We start from the raw sequence: 15604 nt of genomic DNA, 5'->3' as shown, positions 1-15604 counted from the left end.
ACGGGGCCAGGGTCCCTCGGGGTTCGAGGCTGTCGGCTCCGTCGCGATCCACACCTTCGCGGCCCATCAGAGCATTTCCACGACAGCCCACCAGAGCATGGACGGCCATCACGTGAACGCCATGGCCGGCGACCGGGGCAGTGGAGAACCCGCCCGTTTCGCCGACTACGACGACCTGCCCGAGGGGCACTTCTACGATCCGGACGCGGAGTACGAGCCGGACCCCGAATACGCCGCGACGCTCGCGCCGGACGCCGCGCGCCAGCGCCGTGAACGCGTCGGCCCGACCGGACGCCCGCTCCCTTACTTCCCCATCCCGGGACCGCTGTCGGACCACGGCCCGGCCAAGATCATCGCGATGTGCAACCAGAAGGGCGGGGTCGGCAAGACCACCTCGACCATCAACCTGGGCGCCGCACTCGCCGAATACGGACGACGGGTGCTGCTCGTCGACTTCGACCCGCAGGGCGCCCTGTCGGTCGGCCTCGGCGTCAACCCGATGGAACTCGACCTGACGGTCTACAACCTGCTCATGGAGCGGGGCATGTCGGCCGACGAGGTCCTGCTGAAGACCGCGGTCCCCAACATGGACCTGCTGCCCAGCAATATCGATTTGTCAGCGGCAGAAGTGCAGTTGGTCAGCGAGGTCGCCCGCGAGTCGACCCTCCAGCGCGCCCTCAAGCCGCTGCTGGCCGACTACGACTACATCGTCATCGACTGCCAGCCCTCGCTCGGCCTGCTCACCGTCAACGCCCTGACGGCGGCTCACAAGGTCATCGTGCCGCTGGAGTGCGAGTTCTTCGCGCTGCGCGGTGTCGCGCTGCTCACCGAGACCATCGAGAAGGTCCAGGAGCGGCTCAACCCGGAGCTGGAGCTCGACGGCATCCTCGCGACGATGTACGACTCCCGCACCGTGCACAGCCGCGAGGTCCTCGCGCGTGTCGTCGAGGCCTTCGACGACCACGTCTACCACACCGTCATCGGCCGTACGGTCCGCTTCCCCGAGACCACCGTCGCGGGCGAGCCGATCACCACGTACGCCTCCAACTCCGTCGGTGCCGCCGCCTATCGCCAGCTCGCCAGGGAGGTGCTCGCCCGGTGTCACGCCGAGTGAGTCTGCCGGGAGCCGACGAACTGTTCCGCACCACCGGGGGAGTGGCACTGCAGCCCTCCACCCCCCGCCGTACGCCGGGGGGTTCGGCGGCCGCGGCCAACGGCGAGGCACCCCGGGTGCCGGCGCCGGCCGGCGAGCCGGACCCGGCCGCGGAGGGGCCGGAGGCGGCCCCCGCACGCCGGCGACGCACGGAGAACGACGGTACGGACGCACCGGCCACGGCCGGTGACGGCGGACCGGCCACCCCGCCCCCGGTGCCCCCGGTCGCCCCCGCGGCCGGGCACAGCGGCCGCGAGGCGGACGGCGCCGGCGGCGCGTCCCACCGCACCCGCGCCTCCCGGCAGGGCGCTCCGGAGGCCGGCGGCGCAGCCACCGCACCGGCCACCGGCCGCCGGGGCACCCGGGGCGCCAACCGCCGCCCCAGCGGCCGGGAACGGCACGACGAGAAGATCACCGTCTATGTCTCCGCCGAGGAGCTCATGGACCTCGAACACGCGCGGCTGGTGCTGCGCGGCGAGCACGGCCTCGCCGTCGACCGCGGCCGGATCGTCCGCGAGGCGGTCGCCGTGGTCCTCGCCGACCTGGAGTCGCGCGGCGACGCCAGCATCCTGGTGCGGCGGCTGCGCGGCCGCTGAGGACCACCGGCTCCGCCGCGCGGCGCGTCCGCCGCGGTGCTGAAACGTCACACCACTCGGCGCGGGATAGCCTGCCACCGCGATGCCGAACCATGACGAAACCCCTGCCCCCCGCGCCCGCCGACGACTCGGGCGCGGGCCGGGCGGGGAGCAGACACCTGCGGGGCCGGCGCCCGCGGTGCAGGCGCCCGCGGTGCAGGTGCCCGCGGTGCCGGTGGGGTCTCCCGAGCAGCTTGCGGCCGACGATCCTGCTGGGCCCGACGGGGGACCGCCGGTCGGCGGCCGGGACGGGCTTACCGAGGGGACCGGTGACGGGTCTGGTGGCGGAACCGCTGGCGGGACCTCCGTAGAGGCGGCCGAGGAGACTCCCGGCCGTACGTCCGTAGAAGCCGAGGTCGGAGCCGGAGCCGGGGCCGGCAGAGAGGCCGGCGGTGACGGGAAGTTCACGCTCCGGCTCGACAACTTCGAGGGGCCCTTCGATCTGCTGCTCCAGCTGATCTCCAAGCACAAGCTGGACGTCACCGAGGTCGCGCTGTCCAAGGTGACCGATGAATTCATGGCGCACATCCGAGCCATGGGACCGGACTGGGACCTCGACCAGACCACCGAATTCCTGGTCGTCGCCGCGACCCTGCTCGACCTGAAGGCGGCCCGGCTGCTGCCCGCCGCCGAGGTGGAGGACGAGGCGGACCTCGCGCTCCTGGAGGCCCGCGACCTGCTCTTCGCCCGGCTGCTCCAGTACCGCGCGTACAAACGGATCGCCGACATCTTCAGCGACCGGCTGGCCGTCGAGGCGCGGCGCTACCCGCGCACCGTCGGGCTGGAACCGCAGCACGCGGAACTGCTCCCCGAGGTCGTGATCAGCATCGGCGCCGAGGGGTTCGCCAAGCTCGCGGTGAAGGCGATGCAGCCCAAGGCCAAGCCACAGGTCTACGTCGACCACATCCACGCGCCCCTGGTGAGCGTGCGGGAGCAGGCCGAGGTGCTGCTGGCGCGGCTGCGGGAGGCCGGCGGGGCCAGCTTCCAGCAGCTGGTCGCGGACGCCCCCGACACCCTCACGGTCGTCGCGCGTTTCCTGGCCCTTCTGGAGCTCTACCGCGAGCGGGTGGTGGCATTGGACCAGGAGGAGGCGCTCGGGGCGCTCACGGTGCGCTGGACGGGCGCGGAGGGGGCCGTACCGGTCGTCACCGACGAGTTCGACCAGGAACCGGGCCAGCGGGAACCAGGTCGACACGAATCGGGACAGCAGGAACCAGGCCGGCCCGAAGCGGACCGGCAGGAACGGCAACCGGAGCGGCAGCAGGTACCCGGGCGGGCCGGGCGAGCGGAAGAGGAGCAGGCATGAGCGGCGTGGCCGAGGGCGACGCGTACGGCGTGGAGGCGTACGACGTCGAGGCGCACAACGTCGACGCGTACGACGTCACGGAGGCCGGGGCGGACGGCGAGGGGCCGGCGGAGCGCCCGGGGCCGCCGGCCGGGGCGCTGGGCGTCGCCGAGCTGGAGCTCAAGCCGGCGTTGGAGGCGGTCCTCATGGTCGTCGACGAGCCGGCTACCGAGGAGCACCTGGCCAGGGTCCTGCAGCGGCCCCGCCGCGCGGTCGCGCTGGCGCTGCGCGAGCTGTCCGACGACTACGCCCGCGAGGGCCGCGGATTCGATCTCCGGCTGGTCGCCGGCGGCTGGCGGTTCTACTCCCGGGCCGAGTACGCGGACGCCGTGGAGAGCTTCGTCCTGGACGGCCAGCAGGCCCGGCTCACCCAGGCCGCCTTGGAGACACTGGCGGTGGTCGCGTACCGTCAGCCGGTCAGCCGTTCCCGCGTCTCGGCCGTACGCGGCGTGAACTGTGACGGTGTGATGCGCACGCTCCTCCAGCGCGGCCTGGTGGAGGAGGCGGGGACGGAACCTGAAACAGGTGCGATCCTGTACAGGACGACGAACTACTTTTTGGAGCGGATGGGCCTGCGCGGCCTGGACGAGCTCCCTGAGCTCGCACCGTTCCTCCCGGAGGCGGACGCGGTCGAGGGCGACTCCCCGGAAGGTATCCCGTCGTTCGACGTAGACGACAGCGGCGACTCTCAGACGGATCATTGATGCGAAGCAGCGGCAGGAACAGCAGGGACAGCGGACGCGGCAACTACCGCGGCGCGGGTGGGGGCGGCTCCCAGCCGAAGGCCGGGGGAAAGAGGGACGACAAGCAGCAGCGCGCCGGCCGACCCCGTCCCGAGGAGCGCCGCTACGACGTGGGCGGATCCGGGAGCGCGGGCGGCTCCAAGGACGAGCGCCGGAGCGGTGGCCCCAAGGCGGGCGGCAGCCGGGGCGCGGCGGCCCGGGGCGGCGCCAAGGGCGGCCCGCGGACCGGTGCGGCCCCCAAGACGGGGCGCCCCGGTGCCAAGGGCGGCCCCCAGCGCGGCCGCGGCCAGGCGCCCGCACGGCCGCGGGAGTACGACGCCCAGGTCGAGGAGCGCAACCGCGCCCGGCACGACAAGCCGCAGATCAAGACCCCCAAGACGTTCGGCGAGCAGGAGGGCGAGCGGCTCCAGAAGGTGCTGGCCCGGGCCGGCATGGGCTCGCGGCGGGCCTGCGAGGAGCTGATCGACCAGGCACGGGTCGAGGTCAACGGCAAGATCGTCACGGAGCAGGGCCTCCGGGTCGACCCGGAGAAGGACGAGATCAAGGTCGACGGCCTGACGGTCGCCACCCAGTCCTACCTGTTCTTCGCGCTCAACAAGCCGGCCGGTGTCGTCTCCACGATGGAGGACCCCGACGGCCGCCAGTGCCTGGGTGACTACGTCACCAACCGCGAGACCCGGCTCTTCCACGTCGGCCGTCTCGACACCGAGACCGAGGGCATCATCCTGCTCACCAACCACGGCGAGCTGGCCCACCGCCTGACCCACCCGCGCTACGGCGTCAAGAAGACCTACCTGGCGGCCATCCAGGGCCCCCTCCCGCGCGACCTGGGCAAGCAGCTCAAGGACGGCATCCAGCTGGAGGACGGCTACGCCCGCGCCGACCACTTCCGGGTCGTCCAGCAGACCGGCAAGAACTACCTCGTCGAGGTGACCCTCCACGAGGGCCGCAAGCACATCGTGCGCCGCATGCTGGCCGAGGCCGGCTTCCCGGTCGACAAGCTGGTACGTACGGCCTTCGGCCCGATCTCCCTGGGCGACCAGAAGTCGGGCTGGCTGCGCCGCATGACCAACACGGAGGTCGGCATGCTGATGCGCGAGGTCGAGCTCTGACCCACCCACGGCCCACCGGGCCCGCCCGCCTCCAAGGCGGGTCGGGCCCGTTCTCGGTTTTCGGGGCGGTCGGGCCCCTGCCTGGGGTGGGGGGTGTGCCTGGGTTTCGCGGCGGAGTGCCGGCATCGGATGCACGCGGGTCAGCGAAGGAACGCCCCTCACCAGGGGCGCCGAGCGCGCCAACTGGCTTGCTATGTCGGCCCACCACCCCTTAACGTCATCATGACGATTAAGGGGTGGTTTTTTCCATGGGGAACATGAGCTCCACAAGCTCGGCATCCGGCAAGGGCACGGGCAAGGGCGCGGCCACCGGCGCGCTGGTCGGGCTGGCGCTCGGCGATGCGCTGGGCCTGCCGACCGAGTTCCACGACGTACCGGCGATCGAGGCCACATGCGGCCCCTGGCGGCAAATGGCACTGCCCGACCCCGCCTTCGTCACCGACGACACCCAGATGACGCTGGCACTGGGACGCGGCCTCCGCGCGGCCATGGACGCCGGCGAGCTGACGCCGGAGCGGCTCGTCGGCCCGGTGCGCACCGAGTACGTCGCCTGGTGGCGCTCACCCGACAACAACCGCGCACCCGGCAACACCTGCCTGCGCGCCTGTCAGCTGCTCAGCGACGAGGACCGCCACTGGGCCGAGGCGAGCCAGATCGGCTCCAAGGGGTGCGGCGCCAACATGCGGGTCGCGCCCATCGGGCTCGCCCCGGGACTGAGCCAGCACCAGCGTTCCGGCGCCGCCCAGCTCCAGTCCGCGCTGACCCACGGCCACCCGACCGCACTCGCCGCGAGCGACCTCACCGCGTACGCCGTGCGCGCCCTCGCCGACGGTGCGACCCCCGCGGAGCTGCCCGCCCTGCTCCGTACGTACGCGCACGACCGGCGGACCGTCTATCGGGAGGACTGGCTCGGGGACCTGTGGCAGCGCGGCCAGGACGCCTCCGCGGTCGCGTTCATCGCCCGCGGCTGGGACGACTGCCTCGGCGTCCTGGACCGACTGGACGCGGCACTCGCCGCCCCGGACCGGGAGGCCGACCCCTGCCTGGCCACCGGCGCCGGCTGGATCGCCGAGGAAGCGCTGGCCACCGGCCTGCTCTGCTTCCTGCTCTTCCCCACCGAACCGCTCACCGCCCTGCGCCGGGCCGCCTGCACCTCGGGCGACTCCGACTCGATCGCCTGCCTCACCGGTGCGTTCGCCGGCGCCCATCTGGGCGCCGACGCCTGGCCCGCGGACTGGTCCGCCCGCATCGAGTACCGCAGCGAACTCCTTTCCCTCGCGGAGGGGTTCTGACCCCACGTACCCGTCTGTCCCGCCGCGGGGCTTGCTCGCCGTTGCGCGCTTGGCGGCGCCTCCCACGTACCCGTCCGTCCCGCCGCGGGGCTCGCTCGCCGTTGCGCCTGCGGCGGGCTGGGTGGGTGTCGGGTGCGGTGACGGGCCTCCGGGGCCGGTTGTGTGGACTGCTGACGCTTTACGTCCACACAACCGGCCCCTCCGGCCCGTCCCCTCCCGTTGGGGAGGAAGTTAAGGCCGGTGGGGGTGCGGGTGATGCCCACGTGCGCGCGGGCAACGGATGACGCCCGCCCCCAACCAGCTCTCACCACCCCCTCACGGGAGGGGCTGGACCGGAGGACGAAGTCTGGAGGGCCGGCACCGCACCCGACACACAAACGCCCGCCGCCAGGCGCAACGGCGAGACGACCCGCGGCGCCGCAGACAGCCACGTGCGGGGGCGCCGCAAAGCGCAACGGCGAGAAACCACCACGGCGGGACGGCCAAGTACGTGGGAGGCTCCTCCAAAGCCTCACCCAAGCGCTGAGGAACGACGAGCCCGGAACAAGAAGTCCGCCACCCGGGCCCGGTCCGGTTCCGGTGGGAGAGGGGAACCGGACACCGCCGCGTCGGCCTCCTCGGCCAGGCGGGCCATCCGTCGTTCGACCGCCTCCCAGGTCAGCTCGCCCCGCCGGACCGCCAGCAGCTCGGTGCGGTGGTCACCGACGTCCAGCGTGAGCGCGCCCGTACGCAGCAGATCGCGGGCGCTCGCCAGCAGGCGCAGCAGATGCATGGCGTGCTTCCAACGGGGCGCTCCGTGGCGTCGGAGGTCCGCCCGCAGTTGCTTGAGCTGGCCGGTGGCGTAGCCCGTGAACGTGCGGTGGACCTGGCGGGAGAGGAACGCCGCGCGCAGCGACAGCAGCTCGTGGCCGGTGGCGTCGATGCGCTCCACGAAGGGGGAGTGCAGGCACTCCAGGGCGGTGGGGTTGGCCCGCAGCGCCAGTTGGCAGAAGCGTTCCAGCTCCCAGGAGAACTCCTCCTCGCGCGGCCCCTCCACATGGGTCGGCGGCTTCTCGAAGCCCCAGAACAGGCGGGTGGGGGCGAGAAACACCCCGCGCCGGTCGGTGTCGCTGCTCCCGGTCGCCAGCCCGAAGGCCCGCGAGCCCATCACGCAGGCGTAGACGGTGTGCTCGGTGACCAGGGCGTGGTCTGCGGCGGCTGCGGACATGGCGGCGATTGTGGCTGGTGGGAGGGGGAATGTCACCAGGTTTGCGGCGGACGGCCGGGACCGGGCCGGTGCGTTCCGGCCGGGTCCGCCGCGGGCGTGGGCGGGCGGACGGCCGTCGCGTACGCGATGTCGGTGCGGCTGGTTACGCTGAGCAGTGAAGCGCACGGATGTGTGGCGTGGCCTGAGGACACAGGGGAGCAGTGACGTGGCGGTACGAGCGGTCCGCGGGGCCGTCCAGCTGGAGCGGGACGACGCGGAGCACATGCAGGAGCAGGTCGGTGAGCTGCTCACCGCCCTCCTGGAGCGCAACGGACTGCTCGCGGACGACCTGATCAGCGTGTGGTTCACGGCCACCCCGGATCTGCACAGCGACTTCCCGGCCGCCGCCGCGCGCGCCCTGGGCATCACGGACGTCCCCCTGATCTGCGCACAGGAGCTCGACGTCGACGGCGCCATGGAGCGCGTGGTGCGGGTGCTCGCCCATGTGGAGACCGAGCTGTCCAAGGCCGGCATCGCCCACGTCTACCTCGGCGCCGCCGGGGCGCTGCGAAAGGACATCGCGCAGTGAGGACCGCACTCGTCATCGGAACCGGCCTGATCGGCACCTCGGCCGCGCTCGCCCTCGGCGCGCGCGGCGTGCAGGTCTACCTGGAGGACCACGACCAGGCCCAGGCCCTGACCGCCGCCGCGCTCGGCGCGGGCACCGCCGAGGCGCCCCCGGGGCCGGTCGATCTGGCCGTGGTGGCCGTGCCGCCGGCCCATGTGGCGTCGGCGCTCGCCGATGCCGTACGGCGCGGGGTGGCCCGCGGGTACATCGACGTGGCCAGCGTCAAGGGCGGCCCGCGCCGTGAGCTGGAGGCGATGGGCTGCGACCTGAGCGCCTACCTCGGCACGCACCCGATGGCCGGCAAGGAGCGCTCCGGCCCGCTGGCCGCCACCGCCGACCTCTTCGAGGGCCGCCCCTGGGTGCTCACCCCGGCCCCCGGCGGCGACACCGAGGTGCTCAACCTCGCCCTGGAGCTGGTAGCGCTCTGCCGGGCCGTCCCGGTCGTGATGGACGCGGACGCCCACGACCGCGCCGTCGCCCTGGTCTCGCACACCCCCCAGCTGCTCTCCAGCCTGGTCGCCGCCCGCCTCAAGGGCGCCGACGAGACCGCCGTCCGGCTCTGTGGCCAGGGCATCCGGGACGTGACCCGGATCGCGGCCTCCGACCCGGCGATGTGGATCGACATCCTCTCCGCGAACCCGGGCCCGGTCGCGGACGTGCTCGCCGAGATCGCCGCCGACCTGGACGAGACCGTCCGGTCCCTGCGCTCCCTGGAGTCCGCCGACGAGGAGAAGCGCGGCGGCGGCGCCAGCGGCATCGAGGACGTCCTGCGGCGCGGCAACGCCGGCCGCGAGCGGGTCCCCGGCAAGCACGGCGCCGCCCCGGCCGCGTACGAGATCGTCGCCGTGTACATCGGCGACCAGCCCGGCGAGCTGGCCCGGATCTTCGCCGACGCCGGCCGTGCCGGGGTCAACATCGAGGACGTCCGCATCGAGCACGCCACCGGTCAGCAGGCCGGTTTCATCCAGCTGATGGTCGAGCCGAAGGCGGTTCCGGTGCTGACCGCCGAGCTGCGGGAGCGGGGCTGGTCCATCCGGCAGTGACGTCCCGGGTCCGCCCGGCCGGGACGCGGTGGACGGTGCCGTCCGGGTGAGCCAGTAACCTTGGGCGAGGCCCTTATGGCCCTTGGACCCCGCCCCGTGTACCAGAAAGGTGTTCGTCACCGTGGAAACCGCCGCCCGGACCGCCCCGGCTGCAGTGATTGTCGCCATCGACGGCCCCGCAGGCACGGGCAAGTCCAGCACGTCCAAGGCCGTCGCCGCCAAGCTGGGCCTCGGCTACCTCGACACCGGCGCCCAGTACCGCGCGATCACGTGGTGGATGCTCAACAACGGCATCGACGTGAACGACGCCACGGCGGTGGCCGACGCCGCCGTCAAGCCCGTGATCGTCTCCGGTACGGACCCGGCCGCCCCGACCATCACGGTCGACGGCCTGGACGCCGCCGGCCCGATCCGTACCCAGGAGGTCACCGCCGCGGTCAGCGCCGTCAGCGCGGTCCCCGAGGTGCGGGCCCTGATCACCGACCTGCAGCGCTCCATCGCCACCACGGCCCCGAACGGCATCGTCGTCGAGGGCCGGGACATCGGCATCACGGTCCTGCCGGACGCCGACCTCAAGGTCTTCCTCACCGCCTCGCCCGAGGCCCGGGCGGCCCGCCGCAGCGGCGAGCTCAAGGGCAAGGAGGCCGCGGACCTGGCGGCCACCCGCGAGGCGCTGATCAAGCGGGACGCCGCGGACTCCTCCCGTAAGACCTCGCCGCTGGCCAAGGCGGACGACGCGGTCGAGGTGGACACCACCGAGCTCACCCTCGACCAGGTCATCGAGTGCGTGGTCACCCTCATCGAGGGCGCCGGCGCCGAAAAGGCGGGACTCGCCCGGTGACCGACACGGGGGCGCCGAGCCCCACCGGCGCCGGGGCCGGGGCCGGCCAGCCGTCCGGAGTCCCGAGCGCCTCCGGTGCCGCGGTCGGCCGGCGGATCGGCATCGGCCTGATGTACGGCCTGTGGCGGCCCCGGGTGCTGGGCGCCTGGCGGGTGCCGTCCACCGGCCCGGTGATCCTCGCCGTCAACCACTCGCACGGCATCGACGGCCCGATGCTGATGGGCACCGCGCCGCGGCCGGTGCACTTCCTGATCAAGAAGGAAGCCTTCGTCGGCCCGCTGGACCCGTTCCTGCGGGGCATCGGGCAGCTGAAGGTGGACCGCAGCACCGCCGACCGCAAGGCGATCACCGACGCGCTCGCGGTGCTGGCGCACGGCGGGGTGCTGGGGATCTTCCCGGAGGGCACCCGCGGCGCGGGCGACTTCGCGTCCCTGCGGGCGGGCCTGGCGTACTTCGCGGTGCGCTCCGGCGCCCCCGTCGTGCCGGTGGCGGTGCTCGGCGGCGCGGAGCGCCGCAGCCGGCTGACACCGGCCGTGCCGCCGCTGCGCAGCCGCGTCGACGTCGTCTTCGGCGACGCCTTCGAAGCGGGCGACGGCAGCGGCCGGCGCACCCGTAAGGCGCTCGACGAGGCGACCGTACGGATCCAGGAGCGGCTGACCGCCCACCTGGCAGCGGCCAGGCGCCTGACCGGGCGCTGACCGAAACTTGAGTAGTGGGCCGCGGACGAGCGGCCCACCGATCACGATGATGAACGAGGAACGGACTTCATGAACGACCAGATCCCCACCGGCGACGAGCACGGTGCGCTTGGCGACGCCGAGTACGCGGAGTTCATGGAGCTCGCCGCGCAGGAGGGCTTCGACCTCGAGGAGGTCGAGGGCGACATCGCCGCGGCCGGCCACGGCCCGCTGCCCGTCCTCGCCGTCATCGGCCGCCCCAACGTCGGTAAGTCGACACTGGTGAACCGCATCATCGGCCGCCGCGAGGCGGTCGTCGAGGACAAGCCGGGCGTCACCCGCGACCGGGTCACCTACGAGGCCGACTGGAACGGCCGCCGCTTCAAGGTCGTCGACACCGGCGGCTGGGAGCAGGACGTCCTCGGCATCGACGCGTCCGTGGCCATGCAGGCCGAGTTCGCCATCGAGGCCGCCGACGCGGTGGTCTTCGTCGTCGACGCCAAGGTCGGCGCGACCGACACCGACGAGGCCGTCGTCAAGCTGCTGCGCCGCGCCGGCAAGCCGGTCGTGCTGGTCGCCAACAAGGTCGACGGCCCGTCCGGCGAGGCCGATGCGGCCATGCTGTGGTCGCTGGGCCTCGGCGAGCCGCACCCGGTCTCCGCGCTGCACGGCCGGGGCACCGGCGACATGCTCGACGCGGCGCTGGAGGCGCTGCCCGAGGCGCCCGCGCAGACCTTCGGCCAGGCCGTCGGCGGGCCGCGCCGGGTCGCGCTGATCGGCCGTCCGAACGTGGGCAAGTCCTCGCTGCTGAACAAGGTCGCCGGCGAGGAGCGGGTGGTCGTCAACGAACTGGCCGGCACCACCCGCGACCCGGTCGACGAGCTGATCCAACTCGGCGGCAAGACCTGGAAGTTCGTGGACACCGCCGGTATCCGCCGCCGGGTGCACCTCCAGGAGGGCGCGGACTACTACGCCTCGCTGCGCACCGCCGCGGCCGTGGAGAAGGCCGAGGTCGCGGTCGTCCTGATCGACGCGGGCGAGTCCATCAGCGTCCAGGACCAGCGGATCATCACGATGGCCGTGGAGGCCGGCCGGGCCCTGGTCATCGCCTACAACAAGTGGGACAACCTCGACGAGGAGCGCCGCTTCTACCTGGAGCGGGAGATCGAGCGGGACCTCGTCCAGGTCCCGTGGGCGATGCGGGTGAACGTCTCCGCGCGCACCGGCCGCCACATGGAGAAGCTGGTCCCGGCCATCGAGACCGCGCTGGCCGGCTGGGAGACCCGTATCCCCACCGGCCGCCTGAACGCCTTCCTCGGCGAGATCGTCGCCTCCCACCCGCACCCGATCCGCGGCGGCAAGCAGCCCCGCATCCTCTTCGGCACCCAGGCCGGCACCAAGCCGCCCCGCTTCGTCCTCTTCGCCTCCGGCTTCCTCGAGGCCGGCTACCGCCGCTTCATCGAGCGCCGCCTCCGTGAGGAGTTCGGTTTCGAGGGCACCCCGATCCACATCTCGGTGCGGGTCCGTGAGAAGCGCAGCAAGAAGAAGTAGCGGCTGTTGCGGTTGTCCCGTGGGGAGGTGTGGTCCCGGCTGCGTGGGGGTGGCTGGGGGGCCGGGGGTTATCCCCCGGGGTGGTGCAGTATCGAGCGCCGCCTCCGTGAGGAGTTCGGTTTCGAGGGCACCCCGATCCACATCTCGGTGCGGGTCCGGGAGAAGCGCAGCAAGAAGAAGTAGCGGCTGCGGGGCCCCGGGCCCTCAGGGGTGGCGGGGGTGGGCGTCCCGGGGGCTCGGGGGGAGGGCCGGGAGGTGGCTGCGGTACGGCTGGCGGCCGACGACCTCCCAGTGGCCCGTGGACGCCGACGCACGGCTCCAATTCCCGGTGCCGCCCAGCACTTCCGAGGTCTCCGGCTCGTCCGTGCGGTCCCCGGGCAGGGCCCGGAAGGAGCGGCGGTACTCGGCGTACAACGCGTCGTAGATCGGCGTGACGGAACCACGGTCGGCCGGGCGCGTCGTCCCGTGCTCGTGCGACGGGCGCATGCCGGGGATCGGGTGGGCGTACGGGACGCGGGAGGAGGGGTCGTATGCGTGCACGTATGTGCCAACGACCCCGATGGCCGCGGGATGCGGCCTGCGCGCGGAAATGGCTGATCGCGGGGGCAGGACCGGCCGAAACGACGGTCCTGCCCCCGCGATCGGGTGCCGGGTCGGTCAGGTGCCGGCCAGCGGCATGGCCGCGGCGACCAGCTTGCCCTGCGCGGCGGCCTGCTCCAGCGCCTGCCGCATGAGGTCCTCGCGCGGCTGGTGACCGATGGTGCCCGCGGGCGCGGCGTACATCAGCACGGTCTGGGCCTTGTTGGCCGCGGTGCGCCAGCCGTCCGACACGGCCAGCGGCTGGTGAGCCTGCCACCAGGCGGCCTGGCTGCCGCCGCTGCCCGGCTGCAGCACGGCGTGCAGCTTGCCCATCGCCAGCAGGGCGGACCAGCCCGGAATGGCGGCGGGGAGCGTGTTCATGTCCGACACCGGCTGGAAGCCCTGCTCCAGGAGCAGCGGCAGGAAGTCGTCGTCCAGGCCGACCGAGCCGGGGCGGGCGATCGGGCCGTCCGGTTCGACGACCAGGGCCGGGCGCAGATCGTCCTCGACGAGTACCAGACCGCAGGTGATCCCGAGGGTGGCCTGGCGTTCGCTCGTGGGGATCGGCGCGGCCGGCGCGGTCTGCGCTCCGGGGTGGGGGGCGGCGTCCTCTCCGGTGATGGAGCGCACGGCTCCCTGGAGCTGCTCCTCCGATACCGGGACGACCTGCGAGGGGATGCAGGTGGCATGGGCGAACGCGAGCACCGCGGTCTCCTCGCCCACGAACAGGACGGTGCTGGTGCGCTCCTGCTCGCTGTCTCCGGGGGTCCGGCAGGAGGTGCAGTCGTAGCTGCCGGGGGCGTCGCCACCGGCCAGCAGGCGGTCGGCTTCTTCGTCGCCGATCTCGGCGCGAACGTCGTCGCTGACGTCGAGCATGCGCGGCACGGGTGGCTCCTCGATCTCTGTGCGTCTGCCGGGCGGTCTCCCGGCTCGTACAAGGACAACGGGCGACCTGCGGCAGGGGTCACGCGACGACGGGAACAGAATCGAACCATTCCCCGCACAGAGGAGAACTACGGAAAGTCACCCGTTGGGCGATCACGTACGGACATGTTCTGGGCAACGCATGGCGCAGTCGGGCGCCTTCCGTACACCGGAGCGGGTGGGAGCGGGACCTCGCGGGCGCGGCGCGCGAGCCGGCCGGGGGTGCCTGCTTACCGTCACCGGCTATGTCGGACAACTCTTCGGCCGCACGGCGTGTCGTGGGAACCGTCGGGTCGCTCACCGCGGCGGCCGCCGCTCTCGTCCTCGGTCTGTGCCCGCCCGGCGCCGCCGCCGAGCTCCCGTACGACGGCGGCGGCGCGCCCGCGCCGGTGCGGGCCCGGCACGCCTGCGCCGGCAACGACTGGCCATGGGGCTGCCTCGCCGAGTGCGAGAGCAGCGGCGACTGGCACATCAACACCGGCAACACCTTCTACGGCGGCCTGCAGTTCTGGCAGCCCACCTGGGAGGCGTTCGGCGGGCTGGCCTTCGCGCGGCGGGCCGACCTCGCGACCCGTAAGGAGCAGATCCAGGTCGCGAAGAAGGTGCAGGCCGCGCAGGGCTGGGGCGCCTGGCCGGTCTGCGCCAGGCGCTACGGGCTGATCAGCGAGGACCGGACCTATGTCGTCCGGCGCGGCGACACGCTGGGCACGATCGCCCGCAGCCTGCACGTCAAGGGCGGCTGGCGGGCGCTCTACAAGGCCAACCGCGAGGTCCTCGGCGGCGATCCGCACCGGCTGAAGGCCGGCCTCACGCTCCGGATCCCGGGAACGCCGGAGCCTCCGGAAACCGTTCCGGCCCGCCAGCCCACCGACCCAGCCCCGGTGACACCGAGCCGGAACGAGAACGGTGTGGTGCCGCCGGTGGCCAAGGCGGTTGACGTGGTGCCCCCGGTGGCTGAAACGGTCGACCTGGTGCCACCGCTGACCAAGATGGTCGACGCCGTGTCGCCCGGGAGCCCGACGGGCGGTCCGCCGCCTCAAGGGGACCGGTCCGGCGGTGTGGCGCCATCAGGGCTCCCGACGGGCGGTGCGGTGCCGTCGGAGAGCACGACGGCCGGTTCGGCGTCTCAGCAAGTCCCGGTGAGCGGTGCGGCGCCGTCGGAGGCCCCGGCAAGCGGCCCACCGCCTCGGGGCGACGCCCGGGCTGCCGGTCCGCCGTCTCAGGGAGACGTCCGGCCCGCCGGTCCGTCGTCTCAGGGCGACGTCCGGCCCGCCGGTCCGCCGTCTCAGGGCAGCCAGACCGTCAAGTCGGTCGTGAAGACTCCGGAGTCGCAGGAGTAGGCGGGCCAGTGGCCCTGGCGGCGGCCGGCCTCGCCGGTGGCGCGGCATTCGGTCCGGCCGGCGAGGGAGTTGGAGTAGGTGTCGTACCGGGCCCAGTGGCCCGAGGGGGGCCGGGGTGCCGGTGCGCCGCCGTCCTGGTCGGCCGCGCTCGCCGGGCCGGCCACCACGAGGCCGCCGACCGCCAGTAACGCGGCCGCCACCGCGGTGCCCCATCGTCCGATCCTCACCGGTACCTCCTCGGCGGCCCGGCACCTCCCCCGGTGCGGGCCGGACCGTCGCGGTTCGGCTGCTCCCCCGTTCGAGCAGACGAAGTGCCCCACCGTGCCCCGGCGTCGGACGCCGGGCGCCGCAACGGCCCCGTACAGGCTTCCGGTTGGGGCGGGGCCCCGGCAAGGCGGAGCCCGGGCCGGATCCGGACAGAATCGGGGGGCGGCCGCGGCGGAGAATGACCGACACGCAGGGGGCGGAGTGCGGCCGTCCGCCGCCGCCACGCCGTATGCGCCAACGCGGCGGGGGGCGACGGGGTTTGCGGCGGTGAGGTTCCGTTTCGCCGCT

General features: G+C 73.3%; 17 protein-coding genes. 13 read left to right on the top strand and 4 right to left on the bottom strand.

The window, feature by feature from the left end; all coding sequences use genetic code 11:
* Positions 1–97: 97 nt before the first annotated feature.
* The 6 genes from ACZ7MX_RS35695 (at position 98) to ACZ7MX_RS35670 (ending at position 6280) form a co-directional block, all read left to right on the top strand.
* Positions 98–1114: a ParA family protein gene (locus tag ACZ7MX_RS35695; protein ID WP_030416497.1), complete on the top strand. Its 1017-nt coding sequence runs from the start codon at positions 98–100 to the stop codon at positions 1112–1114.
* Entirely contained in the window at positions 1099–1749 is a 651-nt protein-coding gene (locus ACZ7MX_RS35690) for a hypothetical protein (RefSeq protein WP_472138348.1), read from the top strand. The genes ACZ7MX_RS35695 and ACZ7MX_RS35690 overlap by 16 nt, the downstream gene beginning before the upstream one ends.
* 82 nt (positions 1750–1831) lie before the next feature.
* Positions 1832–3094, top strand: a complete 1263-nt coding sequence (locus ACZ7MX_RS35685; protein ID WP_472138346.1) for a segregation and condensation protein A — start codon at positions 1832–1834, stop codon at positions 3092–3094.
* Positions 3091–3837 (top strand): SMC-Scp complex subunit ScpB, encoded by a 747-nt coding sequence (scpB, locus tag ACZ7MX_RS35680; RefSeq protein ID WP_472138344.1) that lies wholly within the window; start codon positions 3091–3093, stop codon positions 3835–3837. Before ACZ7MX_RS35685 ends, scpB begins: the two co-directional genes overlap by 4 nt.
* Positions 3837–4988 (top strand): pseudouridine synthase, encoded by a 1152-nt coding sequence (locus ACZ7MX_RS35675; RefSeq protein WP_472138342.1) that lies wholly within the window; start codon positions 3837–3839, stop codon positions 4986–4988. The genes scpB and ACZ7MX_RS35675 overlap by 1 nt, the downstream gene beginning before the upstream one ends.
* Positions 4989–5245: 257 nt before the next feature.
* The gene (locus ACZ7MX_RS35670; protein ID WP_472138340.1) at positions 5246–6280 is read left to right on the top strand and encodes an ADP-ribosylglycohydrolase family protein; all 1035 of its coding nucleotides are present in this window, start codon (positions 5246–5248) and stop codon (positions 6278–6280) included.
* A gap of 511 nt (positions 6281–6791) precedes the next feature.
* On the opposite strand, the gene ACZ7MX_RS35665 is transcribed toward ACZ7MX_RS35670, so the two are convergent.
* Positions 6792–7487: a nucleotidyltransferase domain-containing protein gene (locus tag ACZ7MX_RS35665; RefSeq protein WP_472138339.1), complete on the bottom strand. Its 696-nt coding sequence runs from the start codon at positions 7485–7487 to the stop codon at positions 6792–6794.
* Positions 7488–7692: 205 nt separating this feature from the next.
* On the opposite strand from ACZ7MX_RS35665, the gene aroH reads away from it, so the two are divergent.
* The 6 genes from aroH (at position 7693) to ACZ7MX_RS35635 (ending at position 12389) form a co-directional block, all read left to right on the top strand.
* Positions 7693–8055: a chorismate mutase gene (aroH, locus tag ACZ7MX_RS35660; RefSeq protein ID WP_472138337.1), complete on the top strand. Its 363-nt coding sequence runs from the start codon at positions 7693–7695 to the stop codon at positions 8053–8055.
* Complete coding sequence (locus ACZ7MX_RS35655; protein WP_472138335.1) at positions 8052–9137, top strand: prephenate dehydrogenase; 1086 nt, start codon at positions 8052–8054, stop codon at positions 9135–9137. The genes aroH and ACZ7MX_RS35655 overlap by 4 nt, the downstream gene beginning before the upstream one ends.
* 109 nt (positions 9138–9246) lie before the next feature.
* Positions 9247–9978, top strand: a complete 732-nt coding sequence (gene cmk / locus ACZ7MX_RS35650; protein ID WP_472138334.1) for a (d)CMP kinase — start codon at positions 9247–9249, stop codon at positions 9976–9978.
* A 110-nt stretch (positions 9979–10088) separates the two neighbouring features.
* On the top strand, positions 10089–10676 hold the full coding sequence (locus tag ACZ7MX_RS35645; RefSeq protein WP_234442383.1) for a lysophospholipid acyltransferase family protein: 588 nt from the start codon (positions 10089–10091) through the stop codon (positions 10674–10676).
* Positions 10677–10745: 69 nt separating this feature from the next.
* The gene (gene der, locus ACZ7MX_RS35640; RefSeq protein WP_261952284.1) at positions 10746–12206 is read left to right on the top strand and encodes a ribosome biogenesis GTPase Der; all 1461 of its coding nucleotides are present in this window, start codon (positions 10746–10748) and stop codon (positions 12204–12206) included.
* A 6-nt stretch (positions 12207–12212) separates the two neighbouring features.
* A complete protein-coding gene (locus tag ACZ7MX_RS35635) occupies positions 12213–12389 on the top strand; it encodes a hypothetical protein (protein WP_472138332.1) in 177 nt (58 codons plus the stop codon).
* A gap of 21 nt (positions 12390–12410) precedes the next feature.
* Here ACZ7MX_RS35635 and ACZ7MX_RS35630 read toward each other — a convergent pair whose 3' ends face one another.
* Together ACZ7MX_RS35630 and ACZ7MX_RS35625 are read right to left on the bottom strand one after the other, a co-directional pair.
* Complete coding sequence (locus ACZ7MX_RS35630; protein WP_472138330.1) at positions 12411–12746, bottom strand: hypothetical protein; 336 nt, start codon at positions 12744–12746, stop codon at positions 12411–12413.
* Positions 12747–12863: 117 nt separating this feature from the next.
* Positions 12864–13670: a hypothetical protein gene (locus tag ACZ7MX_RS35625; protein WP_472138329.1), complete on the bottom strand. Its 807-nt coding sequence runs from the start codon at positions 13668–13670 to the stop codon at positions 12864–12866.
* A gap of 284 nt (positions 13671–13954) precedes the next feature.
* Here ACZ7MX_RS35625 and ACZ7MX_RS35620 point away from each other — a divergent pair, with 284 nt between their 5' ends.
* Positions 13955–15049 carry a LysM peptidoglycan-binding domain-containing protein gene (locus ACZ7MX_RS35620; RefSeq protein ID WP_472138327.1) on the top strand — a complete coding sequence of 365 codons (1095 nt, stop codon included), beginning with the start codon at positions 13955–13957 and terminating at the stop codon, positions 15047–15049.
* On the opposite strand, the gene ACZ7MX_RS35615 is transcribed toward ACZ7MX_RS35620, so the two are convergent.
* Positions 14995–15276, bottom strand: coding sequence for a hypothetical protein (locus tag ACZ7MX_RS35615; RefSeq protein WP_472138325.1), 282 nt, complete (start codon positions 15274–15276; stop codon positions 14995–14997). The genes ACZ7MX_RS35620 and ACZ7MX_RS35615 overlap by 55 nt on opposite strands.
* Positions 15277–15604 lie beyond the last annotated feature (328 nt).

The sequence above is a fragment of the Streptomyces sp. NPDC107765 genome, from assembly GCF_055657085.1.
Note: the sequence above shows the minus strand (reverse complement) of the source record. Positions and strands in the feature narration are given on the sequence as shown.